Annotated in this window: 19 protein-coding genes; 8 read left to right on the forward strand and 11 right to left on the reverse strand. The window is 42.7% G+C overall.

Annotation, left to right across the window (positions count from 1 at the left end; translation table 11 throughout):
* Nucleotides 1-16: 16 nt before the first annotated feature.
* The 4 genes from NZ848_RS02025 to NZ848_RS02040 all read left to right on the forward strand — a co-directional run bounded on the left by NZ848_RS02025 (nt 17) and on the right by NZ848_RS02040 (nt 2682).
* Nucleotides 17-559, forward strand: a complete 543-nt coding sequence (locus NZ848_RS02025; protein ID WP_259014145.1) for a hypothetical protein — start codon at nt 17-19, stop codon at nt 557-559.
* A 27-nt stretch (nt 560-586) separates the two neighbouring features.
* Nucleotides 587-1339 (forward strand): alpha/beta fold hydrolase, encoded by a 753-nt coding sequence (locus tag NZ848_RS02030; protein WP_259014146.1) that lies wholly within the window; start codon nt 587-589, stop codon nt 1337-1339.
* A 274-nt stretch (nt 1340-1613) separates the two neighbouring features.
* Nucleotides 1614-1847 carry a helix-turn-helix domain-containing protein gene (locus NZ848_RS02035; protein WP_259014147.1) on the forward strand — a complete coding sequence of 78 codons (234 nt, stop codon included), beginning with the start codon at nt 1614-1616 and terminating at the stop codon, nt 1845-1847.
* A gap of 169 nt (nt 1848-2016) precedes the next feature.
* Entirely contained in the window at nt 2017-2682 is a 666-nt protein-coding gene (locus NZ848_RS02040) for an MCP four helix bundle domain-containing protein (RefSeq protein WP_259014148.1), read from the forward strand.
* Between the two features lie 82 nt (nt 2683-2764).
* Here the strand turns inward: NZ848_RS02040 and glgB are convergent, their stop codons facing one another.
* A complete protein-coding gene (gene glgB, locus NZ848_RS02045; RefSeq protein WP_259014149.1) occupies nt 2765-4732 on the reverse strand; it encodes a 1,4-alpha-glucan branching protein GlgB in 1968 nt (655 codons plus the stop codon).
* A 162-nt stretch (nt 4733-4894) separates the two neighbouring features.
* Between glgB and NZ848_RS02050 the strand changes: the two genes are divergently transcribed.
* Nucleotides 4895-6157 carry a replication-associated recombination protein A gene (locus NZ848_RS02050; protein WP_259014150.1) on the forward strand — a complete coding sequence of 421 codons (1263 nt, stop codon included), beginning with the start codon at nt 4895-4897 and terminating at the stop codon, nt 6155-6157.
* A gap of 290 nt (nt 6158-6447) precedes the next feature.
* Here NZ848_RS02050 and NZ848_RS02055 read toward each other — a convergent pair whose 3' ends face one another.
* The 3 genes from NZ848_RS02055 to NZ848_RS02065 all read right to left on the reverse strand — a co-directional run bounded on the left by NZ848_RS02055 (nt 6448) and on the right by NZ848_RS02065 (nt 11552).
* Nucleotides 6448-8163 carry a GMC oxidoreductase gene (locus NZ848_RS02055; protein WP_259014151.1) on the reverse strand — a complete coding sequence of 572 codons (1716 nt, stop codon included), beginning with the start codon at nt 8161-8163 and terminating at the stop codon, nt 6448-6450.
* A 35-nt stretch (nt 8164-8198) separates the two neighbouring features.
* Complete coding sequence (locus tag NZ848_RS02060; protein ID WP_259014152.1) at nt 8199-8720, reverse strand: gluconate 2-dehydrogenase subunit 3 family protein; 522 nt, start codon at nt 8718-8720, stop codon at nt 8199-8201.
* Nucleotides 8721-8867: 147 nt separating this feature from the next.
* Nucleotides 8868-11552: a DUF1553 domain-containing protein gene (locus NZ848_RS02065; RefSeq protein WP_259014153.1), complete on the reverse strand. Its 2685-nt coding sequence runs from the start codon at nt 11550-11552 to the stop codon at nt 8868-8870.
* 465 nt (nt 11553-12017) lie between these two features.
* Here NZ848_RS02065 and NZ848_RS02070 point away from each other — a divergent pair, with 465 nt between their 5' ends.
* The 3 genes from NZ848_RS02070 to NZ848_RS02080 all read left to right on the forward strand — a co-directional run bounded on the left by NZ848_RS02070 (nt 12018) and on the right by NZ848_RS02080 (nt 14910).
* Nucleotides 12018-12671: a hypothetical protein gene (locus tag NZ848_RS02070; protein ID WP_259014154.1), complete on the forward strand. Its 654-nt coding sequence runs from the start codon at nt 12018-12020 to the stop codon at nt 12669-12671.
* A gap of 104 nt (nt 12672-12775) precedes the next feature.
* Nucleotides 12776-13759 carry a hypothetical protein gene (locus NZ848_RS02075; protein WP_253533649.1) on the forward strand — a complete coding sequence of 328 codons (984 nt, stop codon included), beginning with the start codon at nt 12776-12778 and terminating at the stop codon, nt 13757-13759.
* 107 nt (nt 13760-13866) lie between these two features.
* A complete protein-coding gene (locus NZ848_RS02080) occupies nt 13867-14910 on the forward strand; it encodes a hypothetical protein (RefSeq protein WP_253533650.1) in 1044 nt (347 codons plus the stop codon).
* Nucleotides 14911-14976: 66 nt separating this feature from the next.
* Here the strand turns inward: NZ848_RS02080 and NZ848_RS02085 are convergent, their stop codons facing one another.
* From NZ848_RS02085 to NZ848_RS02115, 7 genes are all read right to left on the reverse strand, one after another.
* Nucleotides 14977-15984: a Gfo/Idh/MocA family oxidoreductase gene (locus NZ848_RS02085; RefSeq protein WP_259014155.1), complete on the reverse strand. Its 1008-nt coding sequence runs from the start codon at nt 15982-15984 to the stop codon at nt 14977-14979.
* A gap of 98 nt (nt 15985-16082) precedes the next feature.
* A complete protein-coding gene (gene thrC, locus NZ848_RS02090; protein WP_259014156.1) occupies nt 16083-17402 on the reverse strand; it encodes a threonine synthase in 1320 nt (439 codons plus the stop codon).
* 159 nt (nt 17403-17561) lie between these two features.
* On the reverse strand, nt 17562-18665 hold the full coding sequence (carA, locus tag NZ848_RS02095; RefSeq protein ID WP_253533653.1) for a glutamine-hydrolyzing carbamoyl-phosphate synthase small subunit: 1104 nt from the start codon (nt 18663-18665) through the stop codon (nt 17562-17564).
* A 216-nt stretch (nt 18666-18881) separates the two neighbouring features.
* Nucleotides 18882-19598, reverse strand: coding sequence for a carboxypeptidase-like regulatory domain-containing protein (locus NZ848_RS02100; RefSeq protein ID WP_259014157.1), 717 nt, complete (start codon nt 19596-19598; stop codon nt 18882-18884).
* Between the two features lie 69 nt (nt 19599-19667).
* On the reverse strand, nt 19668-20501 hold the full coding sequence (locus NZ848_RS02105; protein WP_253533655.1) for a phosphatidate cytidylyltransferase: 834 nt from the start codon (nt 20499-20501) through the stop codon (nt 19668-19670).
* On the reverse strand, nt 20473-20700 hold the full coding sequence (locus NZ848_RS02110; protein WP_253533656.1) for a putative signal transducing protein: 228 nt from the start codon (nt 20698-20700) through the stop codon (nt 20473-20475). The genes NZ848_RS02105 and NZ848_RS02110 overlap by 29 nt, the downstream gene beginning before the upstream one ends.
* A 119-nt stretch (nt 20701-20819) precedes the next feature.
* Nucleotides 20820-21899: a dipeptidase gene (locus NZ848_RS02115; RefSeq protein ID WP_259014158.1), complete on the reverse strand. Its 1080-nt coding sequence runs from the start codon at nt 21897-21899 to the stop codon at nt 20820-20822.
* Between the last annotated feature and the right edge of the window lie 5 nt (nt 21900-21904).

Here is a 21904-nt window from a genome sequence, read left to right on the forward strand (position 1 = left end):
AAAAAGCTATTATACTATGTTAAGAACGCTTCCATTTGTACTGGTTTTGCTGCTTGTGTTGGGTTGTAAACGAGAGTACGCCCGTTTTCAGAACTCAATTCCGGATCATTATCTGAAGCCTAAAAAACAGAATGCCGCGTCAGCTTTAAAGGCTGGTACTATTGCACCGCATGAAATGGAAAAAATGGCTCCGATGCCCGCGCCAGCCATCGAAAATTTAACAGCTAATAATATCCCGCCCTTGCCTACCATAAAAAATGAGGTAAACCATAAAACAGATTGGTTGCCAAAGGGGTTATTGAAGAAGAACAGTAAAACAGATGAGCACCAGAAACCGCGTCTTTTTCAAAAACCCGAGAAAAAAGGCATATTTCAGAAGAAGAAATCAAAGAAGAAAAGGGGAGGTTTAAGCCATAAAGCATTTGTGCGGCTTGAGATTGGGCTGGTGTTGCTGGGCTTTGCAGTTATTTTTGCATTGTTGCACATCAATATACTAGCCATAGTTTTCGGCTTGTTGTCGGCATTTATGATCATACGCGCATTGCGGAAACTGTTTTAATTGAGTAAAACTTAAAAACCGGAAAATATGAATGTTATTCTGATTCATGGCTTTGGCGAAGACCACATCATCTGGAACAAGTTTATCAGCCTGCTTCCCCGAACACATACTTATGTAACACCAGATTACAGCAAACTTACCAATTGCACATCTATTGACGATTATGCAGACTGGCTGAAAGACCTGCTGGATGAACGCAAAGAAGAAAAATGCGTGTTGATAGGGCATTCTATGGGGGGGTACATAGCACTGACTTTTGCTGAAAAATACCCGGAACGGTTACAAGGTCTGGGGCTGTTTCATTCCTCTGCTTACCCGGATGATGAGGAACGAAAAGCAACTAGATTAAAGACCATTGATTTTATTGAAAAACACGGCTCAGCTGAGTTTATCAGAGATTTTTATCCGAAAATGTTTACAGATGATTTCAAGAAAAAAAGTAAAACCCTGATTGAAAGTCAGATGGAACGTTACAGTTCAATTCCGGAAAAGGCCTTGACAAACGCACAGATGGCCATGCGGAATCGCCGGGATACAACGGCAATTCTGAAAGATGCCGGATACCCCACCATGATTATTGCAGGTGAAGAGGATAAGTTTGTAACGGTTTCGGCAGCTGAGGAACAAATAAAGCTTTTAAAGATGGGTTATACTGGTATACTCGGTGGAGTAGCTCATGCCGGAATGTTTGAAAGACCCGAAGAATGCGCCAGGATTGTAGCTGAATTTCTAACCGCATGTGCTGAGGTAGACACACGCTTTGGCGGAGGTGGCCAATGATAATCAACTGGTAAATCTTCACCTTACCGGCCTCTTTTATGTGTTAAAGTTACTTTGCTAGATATTTTATGAGATATAAGGTAGTATTTCTCACGACAAAGTACTTCATTAAGCTGGGCAATCAGTATTTATTGTACTTTTATGGTATCAATTGCATTTGTAATCATTGTTAAACTGATTAGAAAATGAGCTTTACCACCTACATACCCTGCGACACACTTAAACCTTTTGTAAGACTACTGGCAATATCAGAATCAATAACCTTGCAAAGCTGTTGTTTACCAGCAAAAGCCCTCTTGAAAAGCGGTTCAGAAAAACGGTAGGCGCGTCTCCTAAAAAATTTGCAGGTATTGTTCGTTTCAATGCCTTGCTCAAAAATCATACTGACCAAAAAACACTAACCGAATTGGGTTTAGAGGCAGGTTATTTTGATCAGGCTCATTTTATTCATGATTTCAAGGCATTTAAAGGCGAAACCCCTGAAGCTTATTTTCAGCACAACAAATAATCTTTCGTAATTCATTTCCACTATGCAAATATATCTGAAGGAGCCTCCAAAAGGTTCCTTTTTGTTTAAATGGCCGTTCTACCAGGGTATTGGCAAATTAAAATATAGTTATTTTTACTTATATTTGTATAAAGTCGTTTTATAACTGAACAAGTTAACTACAAATTATATGAAATGGGCTTATAGCATCGAACAAAAAGTAAAAGCCGCTATGGGGCTGACAGTCATTTTTGTGTTTTTGTTTATCAAAAATGTTTCAGATAAACATCATTTTAACGAATTAGGCGATAGCTTCTCTGCAGTGTATGAAGACCGGCTTATGGCTGAAAGCTATATCTATGAGCTATCTAATCACCTTTCCAGAAAGAAATTACTGGTAGATGACTGTAACACCAAAGAAGAAATAGCCCAGATAAAAGATAAAATAACACAGCACAACCAGTCTATAAACGCCTTGATAGTGTCTTACGAAAAGACGAAATTAACAGCAACAGAAGAGGTACTTTTCAAGGATTTTAAAAAGAAAATAGCGCATGGACTATCGCTTGAGCAAAAGCACATTTATCGGGCAGGTGTTTACAATTCAGAAAACGTGAAACACATACTGGATGAAGCGTTTTACGGTGCGCTGAATACGCTCAACCACTTGTCGAACATCCAGATTACAGAAGGGGAGAAGCTGAATAAAACATCGCAGAGAATAGTGTTAGGCTCAGCATCAGATACCCAGTTTGAGCTAACGCTGCTGATTGTTCTGGGTACCATCATTCTTACGCTTATATTTTCATCCAGGTCTGCTATGCCTAAAACACCTCAGAATCCATCATTAAACTAAACCAGGCTAAAAGCAAAAGCCCGGTGTTCATGAGAGCGCCGGGCTTTTGCTTTAAAAATTTGGTTCCTCTGTTTGACAGAACTTATGCTTTCAATCTGAACACTACTCCACCCAAAGGCGGCAATGATATTTCAATAGAGTTATCTTTACCATGCAAAGGTATTGCTTCGGTATTAACACTGCCGTTTTGTAAACCGGTGCCCCAGTACTTCTGGTTATCGCTATTAAAGACTTCTTCATAAATACCCGTTTCAGGTACGCCAATCCGATATGGAGAATGAGGTACAGGCGTGAAGTTGAGTACTACAATTACAGCGTCTTTTTCATGCAAACCTTTACGGGCATACACGATCACGGCATTTTCGCGGTCGCTTGTATCAAGCCATTCAAAACCATCCGGCGAAAACTGCTTTTCAAACAAGGCTACTTCTCCTCTATACAAACCGTTCAGGTCTTTTACCAGCTCTTTTATCCCTTTATTGGGTTGGTTTTCTAACAGATGCCAATCAAGGCTTTTGGCGTAGTTCCATTCGGCATATTGGGCAAATTCGCCACCCATAAATAGCAATTTTGCTCCTGGGTGTGTAAACATATAAGTAAACAATAGGCGAAGGTTTGCAAATTTTCTCCATTGGTCGCCAGGCATTTTTTCAATCAATGACCCTTTGCCATATACCACCTCATCGTGCGAAAGCGGCAACATAAAGTTTTCAGTAAAAGAATATACAAGGCTGAAAGTTATATCATTCTGATGCCATTTCCTGAACATAGGGTCTTTAGCAAAATAGCGCAGGGTATCGTGCATCCAGCCCATCATCCATTTCATGCCAAAACCCAGCCCGCCGTTATATACCGGTCTTGAAACACCCGGGAAAGCCGTAGACTCTTCAGCCACGGTCTGCACATCAGGGAAACTCCTGTAAATCTCTTCATTTAGCTCTTTCAGTAACGATATCACTTCCAGGTTCTCGCGGCCTCCAAAAATATTAGGTACCCATTCTCCGGCTTTACGTGAGTAGTCACGGTAGAGCATAGATGCTACGGCATCAACCCTCAGGCCATCAATATGGAATCTATCGAGCCAGAATAAAGCATTGCTGATTAAGAAAGAGCGTACTTCAAAGCGTCCGTAATTAAAAATATAACTCTTCCAGTCGGGGTGATAGCCCTGGCGTGGGTCTTCATGCTCATACAGCGAGGTGCCGTCAAAACGGTAAATACCATGTGCGTCGCTGGGATAATGAGACGGTACCCAGTCTAGCAGAACCCCGATTCCGTTGATGTGCAGTTGTTCTACCAGATACATAAAGTCTTGCGGTGTACCAAAGCGGCTGCTGGTGGCAAAGTATCCGGTAATCTGATACCCCCACGATGGCTCATAGGGGTGCTGCATCACCGGCATAAACTCTACGTGCGTAAAGCCCATGTCTTTCATATAAGGCACCAGCGAATTGGCAATTTCTCTGTAACTGAGCCGCCGTTCCGGGTCGCTTGGGTCACGCTGCCATGACCCCAGATGAAGCTCATAGACCGATATGGGGGCGTTCAGCGCATTGTTACGATGCCGTGTCTGCATCCAGTCTTTGTCCTGCCATTCATACCAGGTGTCCCATACTACCGAAGCGGTTTTTGGGGGTATCTCCCAATGCAGGGCATAAGGGTCTCCTTTTTCAAGGTCTTCACCTGTATTCGACGAAATAAAATATTTGTAAACTTCACCATTGCCAACGTTGGGTATCCATCCTTCCCAAATGCCTGAGCTGTCCCAACGCGATGCCAGCGGGTGTGAGCCACGCTCCCAGCCATTAAAGCCACCAATAACCGACACGTACCGGGCATTAGGAGCCCAGACAGCAAAGTATGTGCCCACCACACCCTGGTTTTCAATCACGTGCGACCCCATCTTTTCATACAAACGATAATGCTTGCCTGCCTTGAAAAGATTAATGTCAAAATCTGTAAACAAACTGAATGATTCTACGTTCTTGAAACTGGGGGTTTCCGGGTTAGATTCTTCTGTATTCGGTGTAGAAGTCTTTTTCTTTGCCATAGGTTAAAGCCAATGAGGTTTTGTTTTTTCCAATAGGTAAAAATAGAGCAGTGGTTCTACAATTCCAAGAAGCGAAGTATATTTGTCTTGTAAATCTTATTTAGTGAAAAAAAGGATGAACGCTGCTAATCCGGATACTTAAATCTCTTAATAATATATTGTATGGCTGCACCATTAGCTGAGCGCCTGCGTCCGAAAAAACTGGAAGATTACCTGGGGCAGGAACACATTTTAGGGAAAAACAAACCCCTCCGTAATGCCGTTGAGGCCAATCTGGTGCCATCCATGATTCTATGGGGTCCGCCGGGTACAGGCAAAACCACATTGGCTTTGCTGATAGCCGAAACCACCAAAAGGCAGTTTCATCAGTTAAATGCTGTTAGTTCGGGTGTAAAAGAATTGCGCGAGGTAATCGGCCGGGCAACAGGCTTGTTTCCACCCATTGTGTTTATAGATGAGATTCACCGCTATAATAAATCACAGCAGGATTCTCTGTTGCTGGCCGTTGAAAAAGGACAGATTACCCTGATTGGCGCTACAACCGAAAACCCTTCGTTTGAATTAAACAGTGCGGTGTTGTCACGTTGCCAGGTTTATATATTAGAGTCTTTCGGTGAAGATGAACTAAAAGCGCTGACCGACAGAGCCATACATGAAGATGTAATTCTGAAAGAAAGAGATATAAAAGTGGAATCTTACGATGCGTTGATGCGCATTTCAGGAGGTGACGGGCGAAAGCTATTGAATCTGATTGAAATAATCAGTTTTTCTTTTCCTGTAGATACGCCCATCGTGATTACTGATGACTTGGTAGAAGAAGTAGCCCAACGCAATATTGCCCGTTACGATAAGTCAGGTGAGCAGCACTATGATATTATTTCGGCGTTTATTAAGTCAATGAGGGGTTCAGACCCGAATGCAGCCGTTTACTGGATGGCCCGCATGATTGTGGCCGGAGAAGACCCCGAATTTATAGCCCGCCGTATGCTGATTCTGGCGTCGGAGGATATTGGCAATGCTAACCCAACGGCTGTAATTATGGCCAATAACTGTATGCAGGCCGTAAAGACTGTCGGTTACCCTGAGTGCCGTATTATCCTTTCACAAACTGCTATTTATCTGGCTACATCGCCTAAGTCTAATGCTTCTTACATGGCTATTGAAAATGCCATTGCACTGGCCGAGAAAACGTCTCACCTTCCTGTGCCTTTAGCGTTGCGCAATGCCCCAACCAAACTGATGAAGCAGATTGGTTATGGCAAAAATTATAAATATGCGCACAACTATGAAGGGAATTTTACAAAGCTGAATTTTTTGCCTGATGAACTGAAAGGTACCAAACTTTATGAACCAAGCAACAATGCCAGAGAAAACGAGATACGAAGGCAATTGCAGGCATGGTGGGCGGAGTGGTACGGGTATTGAAATTGCCAACAACAGATAAAAAGCCTTGTCCATTCTCGTAGACAAGGCTTTCTTTAAGTCCCTTTAGGGACGATATATCGGTAGAAATCTAAAAGAATACATTTCCAAGTCCTGTAGGGACGTTATATTAATATACTATCCCTACAGTATATTCAATCTCTTTCTACTGGTTTTATCTAAAGATATAGCATCCCTACAGGATATTAGGATATCGATTTTATCAGTTTTCTCGCCAATATAACATTATTATGACGGGACTGTATATCACACATATGTTATCCTAAATACCCTTACAAATTCCCTTTCTTCAACTCTTTTACAGCATAATCAGCTGCTCTTGCTGTCAATGCCATATAAGTAAGTGATGGGTTTTGGGTTGAGGTTGAGGTCATACAGGCGCCGTCGGTGACAAATACGTTTTTGCACTCATGCAGAGCATTCCACTTGTTCAGGAGTGACGTTTTTGGGTCTTTGCCCATTCTTACACCACCCATTTCGTGGATGTCCAGCCCCGGTGTCCGGTTCGAATCGTTGGTTCGGATATTCTTGAAGCCTGCTTTGGTGTACATTTCTGTTAATTGCTCGAAGAAATCCTTTACCATCTTGCGGTCGTTGTCGTCATAATCTACCGAAATACTTAATTGTGGCATCCCCCAGGGGTCAAGCTTCGATTTATCCAATCTAACATAGTTGCTCTCTTTGGGTATGGTCTCACCCATCATGTGCGAACCTACACTCCATACGTTGTTCAGGTACGGATTCAACAAGCCTTTTTTCAGGTCTTCACCCATACCGCTTCTGTCGTCACGCATGTATCGACCCGCCTGAAAACCAGAGGCGTAGCCACGCAGAAAGTCTGTCTCCTGCTTGAATACATTACGGAAACGAGGTATATAAGGAGAGTTTGGCCGGCGACCATCGGTGGTAGAGTCCAGAAAACCCTCATAATCGGCATTGATAGTGGCCGTGTAATTATGAAAAGCAATGTATTTGCCCAACAAACCATTGTCATTACCTAATCCATTTGGGAAACGGCCGGATATTGAGTTCAACAATATCAGATTTGAGTTTAGGGCCGCAGCATTTACAAAAATGATACGGGCATAGTACTCGGTCATTTGTTTCGTGTTCGAATCAATCACTCTAACACCGGTTGCTTTGCCTTTTGTTTCATCATAAATGATTGAATGTACAACCGAATCGGGGCGTAAAGTCATTTTGCCTGTTTTGGCAGCCCAGGGTAAAGTAGAAGCATTGCTGCTGAAATAACCACCGAAAGGACAACCACGCTCACAGATGGTACGGTGCTGGCATTTGGCTCTGCCCTGGTCCAGGTGTACCTTTTTAGGCTCGGTAATATGTGCACAACGGCCCATAATAATATGGCGGTCGTTATAATTTTTGGCTATCTGCTGGCTGAAATACTTCTCTACGCAGTTCATCTCATGCGGTGGCAGAAACTCACCGTCTGGTAAGCTGGCCAAGCCGTCTTTATTGCCCGATATGCCTGCAAACTTCTCTACATAGCTGTACCACGGAGCTATATCTTCATAACCAATAGGCCATTCTACGGCAAAACCGTCACGGCCGGGGCCTTCAAAATCGTATTTCGACCAGCGTTGTGTCTGGCGCGCCCATAGCAATGACTTACCACCCGTCTGGTATCCGCGAATCCAATCAAAAGGTTTTTCCTGTACATAAGGATGCTCAGCATCTTTTACAAAAAACTGTTCGGTGCCTTCATAAAAAGCATAGCATTTGCTTACAATGGGGTTGGCGTCTCTTACCTCTTTTTTCAACTGGCCGCGATGCTCAAACTCCCACGGTTGCATCATGGTGGTAGGGTAATCGGTTACGTGTTTTACCTCGCGGCCACGTTCCAGCACCAGGGTTCTCAAACCCTTGCCTGTTAATTCTTTGGCTGCCCATCCGCCGCTGATACCCGAACCGATAACGATGGCATCAAATGTTTGTGCTTTTACTGAATCAATATTAAAATATGACATAATAACAGTGCGTTTCAAATTGAGTTAAAAAAGAATTATGATTTTACCGGCACACAACCATGATAACGCCCCGGAATAAATTCATGCACGCGCAGGTTGGTCATTACATATTCAGAGTTTAGGTAGCCCTGAATAGTCAAATTTTTCACCAGTCTGATAAAGCCTTTGTCCGTTTCATTGTCCGATACCGCCATTTTGTTCAGAACTGCCAGCCTTTGTTTGGTGTCGGCCTCAATAAACGGTTTTGAGTACTCGCTCGCTGCCAGGGTATCTACTTTTTGCAGACCCTTGGTAAAGGTATCCTGTGCGTTGGCGTCAAAACAGTCGGCTACCATTAGCGTAACAAATTTGTTTAAATTCAGTTCTTTAGCGCCGGGCGTATCAGTTTTAGGGATGATTGCCTCCACTATTTCGGCCAATAAGGCTTCTTGTGAAGAAGAAAGAATCAGATTTGACTGATGAAGGGTTTCTTTGCTCCAGGCATTGGCCCATGACGGCAATACAAGGGTGCTTCCTATGCTGAGTGCAAATGTTTTTAGAGCTGCTCTACGTTGCATTATTCAAATAGATAAAATTTTCAAAAATCTAGGCTTTAAAAGTACTCTTAACAGCCAATAAATTAAACCTGATGAAAGCGCTTAAAATTATATGAGGTGTTAAATAAATGAAGGTTTTTACGGTGTCAATCACCGGTTTTGCTGACCCTATTCTTTTGTTACAATTTCGTCAAGATTCAGCATGGCATTGGCTGTAACAGCGAGTGCTGCCATTTTTGGGGTAACATCAGACTTCCCGAAAAACTTATAGGCCTCAACGGGGTTTCTGGTATATTCCTGCTCGGTTTGTCTGTAAAGCTTGGTAAGCACTTTTAGTTTTTTGTCATCAATATTGCGCATCATAATCAGGTTGAAGCCTGCCTGAATCTGTTGTTCGGGGTTTTTGCCTTTTTTCATCATGTTTCTGGCCAGTTGTTGTGCGGCTTCAACATAGGTTGGGTCATTGAGGGTTACCAATGCCTGTAAAGGAGTATTTGTTCTGAGCCGTCTTAGCTGGCAGAATTCCCTGCTTGGGGCATCGAACGACATCATCGACGGATACGGAGCGGTGCGCTTCCAGAATGTATAAATGGCCCTGCGGTATTTATCTTCTCCTTGTGACAGTTTCCATGACTCTCCATTCCAGGGAGATTGCCAAAGGCCGTCAGGTTGATAGGGCATTACGCTTTTGCCATACATTTTTTTCGACAGCAGACCACTTACAAGCAAGGCCTGGTCTCTTACCTGCTCTGCCGTAAGCCTTATTCTTGGCCCACGTGCCAGAAACCGGTTGTAGGGGTCTTTTTCAAGCAGTTCGTTATTTACTTCTGACGATTGACGGTAAGTACCTGAAGTAACAATCATTTTTAGTAGTTTTTTTACGCTCCAGTGCATATCATCCTGGAAAGTAACGGCCAGGTAATCCAGCAATTCAGGATGCGAAGCGTTGAAACCCTGCGTGCCGAAGTCTTCTACGGTTTCTACTATGCCCACACCAAATATCTGCTCCCAGAATCGGTTTACGGCAACGCGGGCTGTTAAAGGATTGTTTCCATTAACCAGCCATTTAGCCAGCCCGAGCCTGTTGGCAGGGTAATCTTTTGGCATTTCAGACAGATACTTAGGTACCTCGGGCTTTACCTCTTTACCATGTACCAGCCAGTTGCCTCGTTCAAAAATGTGCTGCTTGCGTGCCAGATCGCCTTCTCCATCGCTCATAATCGGGGTAAAATCCGCACTGGCATTCAGAATCTCTTTATATCCGGCTTCAATTTTTTCATATTCTTTGCCTTCGCCAAAAGTACTCTGAAACGACAACCATTTTATCTGTAGCCAGTCTTTGGGCTTTTTAGGATTCGTAAAAGTGAAATAGAGGTCATGCCCGCCTTCCAGTTTCGGAAGCGGGTAAAACATGACGGTATCTCGTGCCGGAGAAATCGGGATAGTCAGAATAATGTTTCCATCCGGCTTGCCGTCTCTGATGTGTAGTACACCTTTTTCAGTGCCGGTATTGAAATTCATTACCAGTCTATTCTTCTCCGTCAGTGTGACCCCTTTCAATCGGCCGTAGCCTGTATGCTGTAAACCAAGATATTTGGCATCTAATAACGATGAAGTACCTGCTGATAAAGGCTCAACATCATGCGAATTGAATTTAGGCTCCAGTATTTTTACAAACTTTTCAAAGTCTTTCCCATTTCTTCCTTTCGCCAGTATCCAGCTCGTCAATTCTTCTATTTTGGTTGAATCCTCAGGCTTGTAAAATCTCAGATAAGGTGTATCGCTCACTACGTCTTCATCACGTGCATTGTTAAAAAATGCCATCAGCTTGTAGTATTCATCATGTACGAAGGGGTCGTACGGGTGCGTATGGCATTGTACGCAACCCATAGTTGTACCCTGCCAAACATCAAAAGTAGTATTTACTCTATCAATATTAGCCGCCACCCTGAACTCCTCGTCTACGGTTCCTCCTTCATCATTGTTCATGGTGTTTCTGTGGAAACCCGTGGCTATCAATTGTTCGTTGGTGGCATTTGGTAGCAAATCGCCGGCCAGTTGCTCAATCGTAAACTGGTCGAAAGGTTTATCATCATTGAAGGCGTTGATAACGTAATCACGGTATCGCCAGATATTCCTGTATACATCTCTTTCATAACCCTTTGTATCGGCATAGCGGGCCAAATCAAGCCACATGGCTGCCCAGCGCTCTCCGTATGCCGGAGAAGCCAATAACTGGTCTACCACCTTCTCATAGGCATTTTCAGATTTATCGTTCAGAAAAGCCCGTAATTGTTCTTCGGTTGGCGGCAGGCCGGTCAAATCAAGATATACCCGGCGTAATAATGTGCCTTTATCAGCTTGTTTCGAAAAAGATAGGCCTTCTTCTTTCAGCTTTTCTACTACAAAATTGTCAATTTCATTTTTGGCAAAGCGGGTTTCGTTATCATCTATCAGACCCAGACGGGCAAAAAAGCCACCAACTGACGGCACATCAGGTTTTTCCGGTTTTTGGTAAGCCCAATGCCCGCCCCACGGAGCCCCCTCATCAATCCATTTTTTCAAGGTCTCCATTTCTTCTTTGCTGAGCGGGTCTTTGCCTTTGGGCATTCGTTCTTCTTCATCAGAGCTTATCAGGCGTCTGTAAAACTCTGAATGCTCGGCATCACCGGGTATAATACCCACCTTGCCCGACTTCCCTTTGGTATTGATGGCCTCCTGAGAAAACAAAAAACTGATATCTCCTGCCTTTTTTACTCCGCCATGACAAGACACGCAATGCTTGTTCAGAATAGGTTTTATTTCAGTATTGAAATCTACCTTGTCTGCAAAAGGATTGAAGCTGAAAGCCATGATGGCGCTTATGGCAATAATGGAACAGGAGAATATAAAAAGCCTTGAGTATTTCATAGATGTCTAGACAACCGTTAGGTATTACAAATTTAACCAGGGTTTGTGTTAAATAGTACAAATAGAAATGAATTAATTTTCAGACCCAGGCATAAATATAAATTAAGAAACACTGTTGTGGTAAGAGAATTAACATTGGTACAGCCAAAGTAAGGCTTATAAAACCTGTAAAAAATCCGGCTTGTTTTAATACAATCGAATATTTACACAAAATCGGGTAAGTTTAGAAAGTTTTCAAAAATCATCATTAAATTTAACCATTCGACACCGGGTTTCCCTTATGTCATGTGATATTATTTGTACAATTCAGGCAATACCCCAAAATTTGAATCGAATTTAATCAGCAGATTGAAATCAACAGAGATAAATTACTCAGTTTAATCAAAAAATAAAGCATTAGCATCACAAATGAGCGATTTTCTTAAAAAATTAAAGGGTATATTTGTAGTAGAAGCTCCGGCAGGAGAAGCCGCCAGCGATACCACTGCCCCGGAAAAACAGGCAGAAGCCCCGACGAATGTCTCTGTGCAGATTCCTCAGGGAAAGGCCTCTGACAAGTTTTATGACATTTTATTGGGCGCCATGGAAGCCAATAACCAGGAGGGTTTTGATTATCTGGAGTTTAAAAAATCTTTAAAGACTTTGGCGCAGATGCCAATGGATGAAAAGACACGTTATCTATCTGCCTTCGCAGCAGCACAGGCAATGGGTATTACACCTCAGAAATTATCTGAATCAGCCGGTTTTTATCTCAAAGTGCTTCAGACAGAAGATTCAAAATTTCTTGAGTCGGTTAATGCGCAGCGTCAGAAACAGATTGGTAATAAAGAAAAAGCCATTGCTGATATGGACGCAACCATAAAAGCTAAAGGTGAGCAGATTGCCAAACTGACACTGGAGATACAGGAACACCAGGCAGATATGGAAAAAATGAAAGCGGAGATTTCAGACGCGGTGGTTAAAATTGAAACAACATTGAGTGATTTTCATGCCACTTACAGTGAGTTAACGGCACAAATCAGCAAGGATGTTGACAATATGACTAAATATTTGAAACAATAAAACCCCGGCTCAGCAGGAAACAGCCCCTTGCTTTCTGCGGTACTATAAACTATCACTAAACAAATTGAAAACCTCCGGGAGGCGGAGGATAACCCCAACAGAATATGGAAATGCAAGAAACCAGACCCAAATCGTTTTGGGAACGCCCCGAAGGCAAAACAGGTACTCTTTTCGCTGCAGGTTTATTATTAGGTGGAGGCTATCTGCTCTATAAAGCCCTGCCTTATCTGATTACTCTGGCTTCAAATACGCTTTATCTGGCCGGCCTGCTGATTGTACTGGCGGCACTTATTTATATGATACTTGACCCCAAGATGAGAAATCTGATTTTCTACATCTATAAGAGTATTATGCGCTGGATAACCGGCATGTTTATACAACTGGATCCTATCGGTGTTCTGAAAACTTATATTGACGAATTGCGGAGTAATCTGGGTAAAATGAACCAGCAGATTGCTACCCTGAAAGGCCAGATGTATAACCTGAAGACTATCATTGAAAATAACAGAAAGCAGATTCAGAACGATTTAAATCTGGCAAGCAAGGCCAAAGAAACCGACAAACAGGCCATGATGGTGCTGAAAGCCCGCAAGGCAGGCCGTTTGCAGGAGTCGAACATTAAGCTGGAAGATTTGTACAAGAAAATGGAGATTCTTTACAGGGTTCTTACCAAGATGTACGAAAATTCGGAGATAATGCTTGAAGACATCAAAGATCAGGTGGCTGTAAAAGAACAGGAGCGTAAGGCCATCCGTACCAGTCATTCAGCCATGCGCTCTGCCATGAATATACTGAACGGAAACAAAGACCAGCGCCAGATGTTTGATATGGCCATGGAATCTATTGCTGACGACGTAAGCCAGAAGGTAGGGGAGATGGAACGCTTTATGGAGATGTCTTCTAACTTTATGGATTCTATTGACCTTCAAAATGGAGTATTTGAAGAAGAAGGTCTGAAAATGCTTGAAAAATGGGAGCAGGAAGGCGTTTCTTTGTTGCTTGGAAGCGACAAAAAGGCCCTGATTGCCGGTAAAGACGTGCCAACAACCAAGCATTCCGGCAACCAGTATGATAAACTCTTTGAATAGAAGCTTTCATAAGGGTATGAGCCACCCAAGGTGGCTCATACTTTCTGAGTCTTAATTTTTACTTTATTCAATTACAAAAAATCCGGTAGATTTTAATTAGCAACAAAATGAAAACAACACTCACACCATTTGCCCGGTTTATGATTACCCTCTTTATTCTTGGAGGCTTGTTTTTTGGAGGCAAATATGTTTTAGATAACACAAGCTGGGGCAAATCTTTGCTTGATAAAAACAATGAAACCCAGGTTGATGAAACCAATACCAAAGCTCCGGAAGAAGGACCGGCTGCAGGTAGCACACCAGGTACTTCAGGTAGTAACACTGAAGCAACAGAAGGTGGCTCATCTTCGTTCAGTTATGTGGCTCGCGAACCGGTTAACGGTAAACTAAAGGGCGTAGTTGAGCTGGGTGCCAGTGGTTTTAATTCTTTTATTGTAAGAATAGATAAAAGCAAAAACTGGAAACTGGAGAAAGCTGAATTCGGTAACAGTCTGGTAACTGAAAATATGGCCTCAGACGATGACATCAGAGCTGGATTGAAAAAATACATAGGCAGTATGCTCGATTTCGGCGTGAGCGGCCGTGATATTCACTTTGTAGTAAGCTCAGGTGCTGTAAAAGCGGATGTAACGCAGAAAATCATTAAAAACCTGAAAACACTTAATTATTTTGTAAACACGGTTACACCTGAACAGGAGGGCGCTCTTGCTTTGAAATGTGTATTACCTGAAGATTACGAAGAAGAGGCTTTTGTAACCGACATCGGCTCTGGGAATACCAAGATTTCATGGTCTACCAATGGTAGTGTTTCAGCCCTTGAAACCTATGGAGCCAAGTATTTTCAGAATGGTGTTGATGATGGTAAGGTATATGACGAAGTAAAAGTGAAGGCATCGTCGGTGCCCAGCATGAAACGCAAAACCTGTTTCATTATTGGAGGGGTGCCTTTCTCGATGGCAAAAAAAGTAAGAGAAGGCAAAGAACGCTATACCGTGCTGAAAGAACCGGCCTACTATAAAATACTGACTGACGCTAAAGATAAATCTGGGGTGAATATCTACAAAGCTATTAAAGATGCCACCGGCTGCGAGCAATTCGTTTTCGACTGGGATGCAAACTTTACTATTGGCTTTTTGTTAGGGTTGCCTTGATGAATGACGAATAGTGAATGGCGAATTATTGAATAAATGTTTATTCAATAATTCGTCATTCATAATTCACGATTGCTTTACGGCCTCAATAATCTTTATCTGCTCAAGTATTTGTTCAGGCTTAATGAGTAACTCTTTGCCTTCTGCAATGGCTTCGTAAAGGTTCTGGAATAAAAGCCCCCAGTTACCGGCCTCGGTATCTACCTGCCCTCTGAACGACACCCCGTTTATTTCTGCATTCAGTAAACCGCTATTCTGCTTCGATTCTACACCGAAACCCTCCATGCCCGGTAGTAATCCGGCCTTTAGGTTATCTTCCTGCACGTCAAGACCATATTTTATAAAAGAACCTTTGGTGCCATGCAGCACATATCTCGGGCCTTCTTCCCGCACCAGCAGGCTCGATTTTAAGGTGACTTTCAGCTTGCCGTAGTCTAGCCTTATATCAAATGCGTCATCAATTTCAGAACCTTCTCTTTGCACATAAGTTTCGCCCCAAACACTTTTCGGTTTGCCGAAAAGCGTAATGGTCTGGTCAATAATATGTGCGCCGAGGTCATATAAAATGCCATTGGCTGGGCTTACCACTTCTTTCCATCTTTTGGGGTTCAGCACAGGCTTGTAGCGGTCATAATGTGCTTCATAGCTAATCAATTCTCCTAAAACGCCGCTTTCTACCACCTTTCGCACGGTTCTGAAGTCTCCATCAAAACGGCGGTTCTGAAACACACATACAATTTTGTTTTGTTTTCTGGCCAGTTCAATTATCTCCTCAGCCTCGGCTGCGGTAGAAGTAAAAGGCTTCTCTACCAGAATGTGTTTGTTGGCCTGCAGGCTTTTCATGGCCAGCTCATAATGTGTTGAGCTGGGCGAACAAATACTTACCAGCTCTATTTCATCATCAGCCAGCACTTCATCAATGCTTCTGGCAACCTGTACCAACGGGAAGATGGCCTGTGGATTTTGACTATTGGTAACAACTGTTTTTAGTCTGAAATTCGGGTTCGCTTCAAAGAAAGGGGCTTGCAGGTATCTTCCCGAAAGTCCGAAACCCACCAGTGCAACATTAATCATATTTATTTAATAAGAAAGGGTTTAATTGATGGGCTAAATTATAAAAAATGCCTTGCTTTTGTATTACAGCAAGGCATTTTTACAGATATCTTTTCGGGTCAGCTCAAAGAAAATGCTTCTATCAGCTTTTGTTTAAACGCTTCGTAATCTGTGCTTATTTTGTCTGCCTGTTTCTCTTTACCCAGTAAAGCCGAGAGCCTATCAGGAATTGGCTGAGAACCAATTACCTCTTCAACCACATCCAGAAACTTGGCATAATGCGCTGTAGACAGGAAAATGCCTGAAACTGACTCAGAAAGATGGCTGGTATATGCTTTCAAACCCAAATAAGCTACAACGGTATGTGGGCATATCACATAATTGTTGCGCTCGTACACCAGGCGCATGGCATCTTTGGTTTCTGTATCTGAGTAGAAATAGCCTGTCAGCATATTTTTCATTTGCTCAAGGTCGTTATTAAACAATGCCAGCATCCTCGGAAAATTACTCGGGTTACCAACGTCCATGGCATTTGAGATAGTAGACAATGACGGGCTTATGGGTTGATAAACACCAGTGTTGAGGTACTGAGGCACTACATTATTTACATTAGTGGCAGCAATAAACTGTTTTACTGGTAAACCCATTCGCCAGGCAATAATACCGGCACTCAAATTACCAAAATTGCCGCTTGGCACAGAAATAACAACTTCTTTGTTTTGTCCTTTCTTTTTTAACTGCGCATAGGCATTAACGTAATAAAACGCCTGCGGTATTAATCTGGCAATGTTTATAGAATTGGCCGATGCCAGAGAAAACCGGGCTGTTAGTTCAGCATCAAGAAATGCCTGTTTTACCAGTTTCTGGCAGTCATCGAAAGTACCGTTCACTTCAAGCGCTTTTACATTTTCACCAAGGGTGGTCAGCTGTTTTTCCTGAATGTCGCTGACTTTGCCGCTTGGATACAAAATGGTAACATCAATATTAGGGGTCCGATAAAACCCTTGTGCCACGGCACCGCCGGTGTCGCCTGATGTGGCTACCAGAATATGTATCTGTTTTTCTGATTTCTGTAAGAAATAAGACATCAAAGCAGCCATGAAACGCGCCCCAAAGTCTTTAAAAGCCATAGACGGCCCATGAAACAACTCAAGACAATAGGTGTTATCTTCTACCTCAACCAATGGTGCCGGAAAATCAATGGCTTTGTTTATTAGTTCTTTTAAATCATAAGCAGGCACATCCTCACCGATCAGGGCATGAGCAATAGCAAATGCAATTTCCTGAAGGCTCTTGTTTTCAATGGTGTCCCAGAAAGCCTGAGGAAGTTTAGGGATATCAGTAGGCATATACAAACCATTATCAGGTGGCAGTCCTCTGAAAATGGCTTCTTCCAAGTTTACATCAGGGCTCTCGTTTTTGGTACTGTATAACTGCATAGGAATTTCTGAAAATAAATTTAAACAGGTTTCGGGTAGGCGCAGCGCGTGTGCAATACGCCATTTTGTTGGTTCATAGCTCCCCTTTTACAAATATAGGACGATTTACAAAACCGTCCTATTGAATTAGGGTATCGAAAATTATACTGCCTATGCCAGTTATTTCTGAAGCATTTGCACAAAATTATCGAAAAGATATCGTGAATCATGCGGACCCGGTGAGGCTTCTGGGTGGTATTGTACCGAGAAAGCAGGCTTATCTTTGCGACGGATACCTTCAATGGTCTGGTCGTTCAGGTTCACGTGGGTCAGTTCTATATTTTCGTTATTGGTAACCTGGTCTGGTTTTACCGCAAAACCATGGTTCTGAGACGTAACTTCACAATAGCCTGTTAACAGGTTTTTAACCGGATGGTTCAGGCCGCGATGTCCATTCTTCATCTTGTAGGTTTCAATACCGCTGGCCAAGGCTAATAACTGATGCCCCAGGCAGATACCAAAAACAGGTTTGCCGGTGTCAACTACGTCTTTGATGGTTTCTACTGCATAAGGCATTGCGGCTGGGTCGCCGGGGCCGTTTGAGAGAAAGAAGCCGTCAGGATTAAAGGCCTGAATTTCTTCGAAACTCGATTTAGCGTTGAAAACCTTACAATAGCAGTCTCTTGATGTAAAGTTTTTTAGGATACTCTTCTTTACGCCAAAGTCTAGCACGGCAACTTTATATTTGGCATCTTCTTCGCCCATGGTGTAGGGCTCTGGTGTACTTACAACCGACGAAAGCTCGAGGCCTTCCATTGAAGGGCATTTCTTCAACTCAATCATCAGTTCCTGAGGATCAAGAATTTCAGAAGAAATGATGCAGTTCATCACACCTGCATTGCGGATGTGCCTCACAATCTGACGGGTGTCTACATCACAAATACCAACAATACCTGCGCGTTCGAAGTATTCCTGTAGCGAAAAATTGGCAGTGGTACGCGAGTAATAGTGGTTTGCGTAGGCATTACACACCATACCGCTGATTGTTACACTCTTTGATTCCTCTTCATCGTCAAGCACTACGCCGTAGTTGCCGATATGAGAGGTGGTGTTTACAATGATTTGTCCGAAATACGAAGGGTCTGTATAAATTTCCTGATAGCCGGTCATACCGGTATTAAAACAGATTTCGCCAGCCGAAGTACCAATTTTACCAAGAGCTTTACCTTTGAAAACAGTGCCATCTTCTAGAAGTAGAATGGCGTCAGAAGGTGTATGAGTCATTGAAAGAAGAATGAATGTTTTCCGATTAATTTACAAAAATCTGCTTGAATGGGTGCCATCAGGCATTCGTTTCAAGTTCAGTATCGGAGAACAAAGGTATAAAAAAAACACATACGCAAAGAATAAACCTGTTACAGTAGGTGTCTTTTCTTTCTTAAGTGCAATAATACTTAAGTATATTTACATTAAAAGCGTATTTAAGAAAGCTTAAGGTCATTAATCTTTCTTTTTCAGATTATCTCTGAAATACTGATCGCGGGTTACGTTGTCACGTGGGGCCGCATCTGCACCTGCTTTCCAGGATTTATCTTTCCAAGCACCGCTTTTGATTGATTTTACGAAATTAGCCCATGAAAATGGGTTCAGAAGAGGATTTGTAGTTACCGACCCCCGGTTTTCTATCTGCCGTAAGAACTGGTTGTTGGCATATTTATAATTGTCGGTGGCTGTCATACCATGCACGGCCGCCATTTTGGCTATATTTTCGGCACTGTAAGTTTCGCGCAGAATTTGTCTTTCGCGCTCATCAGGCAACTTCATATCAACCAGCGCCTGTTTAAATTCTTCTTCAGTGTTGAAAGGATAAACTTTAACTTCTTTTAACAATTTAGAGTCTACCTGCAACTCAACAAATACCGAATAGTCAACGTCTGTCTTGCGTGGAATCACATGGTACTGTTTCTTGAAACCCAGATAACTGAATACCACGGTGTCGCCCGGAAATACCGATAAGGCAAAGTAACCCTTACCATTTGATAGCGTACCTCTGCCAGCCTGTGGGATGGTAATATAAGCGCCTGGCAAAGCTTCTTTTGTTTGCCCGTCTATCACAACCCCTGAAAAAGTAACATATTTTATTTCGCCTTGAGCACGAGATAAATAGCTGATTGTCAAGCAAATAAATGTAAGTAAATATGTAAGATTTCTTTTCATCGTATATTCCGTAAGGGTATGGTCTTCAAAGGTGTAGTAAATTTTAATAACCGGTGCACTCAGCATTGATTAACCAAAAATCTTTAAAAATGTTAAAATAAAAGGCATTGAAAGCAACAGGCCGTCAAATCTGTCCAGAAATCCCCCATGACCCGGTATCAAACTGCCAGAATCTTTGATAGCAATACTACGTTTAAATAATGATTCTACCAAATCGCCAAGGGTGCCGGTTACTGAAATTATAACAGCTACTGCGTACCATTGCCAAGGAGAAACGCAGTCGAAATACTTTGTTAAAATAAACGCTATCAATAGGGCTAATATTGCGCCTCCGAAGAAGCCCTCCCAGGTCTTTTTAGGAGAGACCCGTTCAAACAATTTACGTTTGCCCAGAAAACGCCCGGCAAAATAAGCGCCGGTGTCGCTTCCCCATAGTATAAACAAGCACCCCAGCAACAGCGTAGGTTCGTATCCGCTGTCGGTAAGAACCATTTCATTTATCAATGCAAACGGAACGGCCACATATAAAATACCAAGAAAAGTGTAGCCAAGGTTGGCAAAAGGTTTTGTATCCTTCTTTTTATAAAGCTTAATAAAAAACGTGACCGTTAATAATGGCACTATCAGATAGTAATACTTGAAAGGGAGAAAATCTTTTTCAATAAGAAATGTTAAAGCGTTTAGTATTACGCCGCAGAAAGTACCGTAAAAAGTAAGCGGCAGGTTAGAGTCAAGCTTTAATAGTTTATAAAACTCAATTTGTGTAAGCACACTGATAACCAGAAACAGAACCCAGAATGTCCATTCATTGTAGAGTACTCCGGTTAAAATAATTGATACCCCGACAACAGCAGCAATGATTCGTTGGTTTAGGTTAGATAGTTGGTTTAGTTTCCTCGTCATTTTGGTTGAATATATCAATAATCTCTTTCGCGGCTTCTTCCTGGTAGTCCTGCACGTGCACTTCGCACCAGCCCAGCAGGTAGCTTCTGTCTTTCTTATTTAAAACTACAGCGGCAATTTCTTTATTCAGCAACTCATTCTTTAGCATTTCGGCTCTGTACACATTCGGAGACTCAAAAACCTTTATCCAATTAGCCATAGTTTCGTTTTAATATTTTACCAAATATAATGGTAATTTCTATAAAACAGTATTTTCAAACAGTTTTCATAGCATTTTAATCTGCATTAGCTATCCAGATTATAACTGAGTTTATCATATCAGGCCAGCGTTTTACGCATTAATCTGAGCCAGTTTTTATGAAATACATTCTCAATATCACTCTGTTGGTAGCCTCTTTTAGCCAGCAGATGTTTGTAATGTTGCAGGTCGGCAATGGTATCGAGGTCATAAGGTGATTGCTCAGTGCCAAATGTGCCGTCCAAATCGCTGCCAATGGCAATGTGAAGGCTGTTACCGGTTATCTGGCAAATATGGTCGAAGTGGTCAATCAGTACTTCAAGGTTGGCGCCCACTTCACGCGGGTTTATCTGTCTCTGAATCAGGTTCGGTTTCAGCATCCATACGTCCAGGCAGCCGCCAATTACAGCATCTCTTTCTACTAGGCGTTTAATCTGCTCATCGTTCAACTGGCGTTGATGAGGCACCAACGTGCGGCAATTATGGTGGCTTGCCCATACCTGCCCCTGAAACAAATCCAGCGCTTCGTCGAAGCCTTCATCCGTCAGGTGGGTGGCATCCAGCACCATACCCAGTTTATCCATTTCTTTTACCAGTTCCCGGCCAGCTTTTGTGAGGCCGCCTGTCATACCTGTGCCTGGCGCATATCTGCCCGGGCCGTAGTGTGCGGGGCCTATGGCTCTAAGGCCATAACTGTAGGCTTTTTCAAGGTAGGATAAATTAACTAAAGAATCGGCACCCTCCAGGCTAAGAATAAACCCGACGGGTTTTGTGGAATCATCAATGGCAGGGTTTTCCCATAAAGCAATATGATTATCCAATTGTGCGCTTGTCGTAATCTGAACCATTTCTCCGGCTTCAACCATTGCCTGGTACCATGCCAGTTGCGCTTGTGTCATGGCCCATGCCTGATGTGGCGAGTTCCAGCCCGAACCTGGCATACTGCCGTTGTTTTCACTGAATCTGGCCAATTGCGTAGCTACTATAATGGCTATCTTACCCTTACGCAGCTCAGGCAATGAAACCACCCCTTTTCCACGGTCAATCTTGTCGGTCATGGTTTGTTCCATCATCCTGATTTCCCCAACTGTCCGCCGGTAATCACGGTTCCATTCTATGGCGTTCATGGCCATGTCCAGATGCGCATCAATTATAATCATATTCT

Source organism: Emticicia fluvialis (genome assembly GCF_024793945.1).
Taxonomy (GTDB): Bacteria; Bacteroidota; Bacteroidia; order Cytophagales; family Spirosomataceae; genus Emticicia; species Emticicia fluvialis.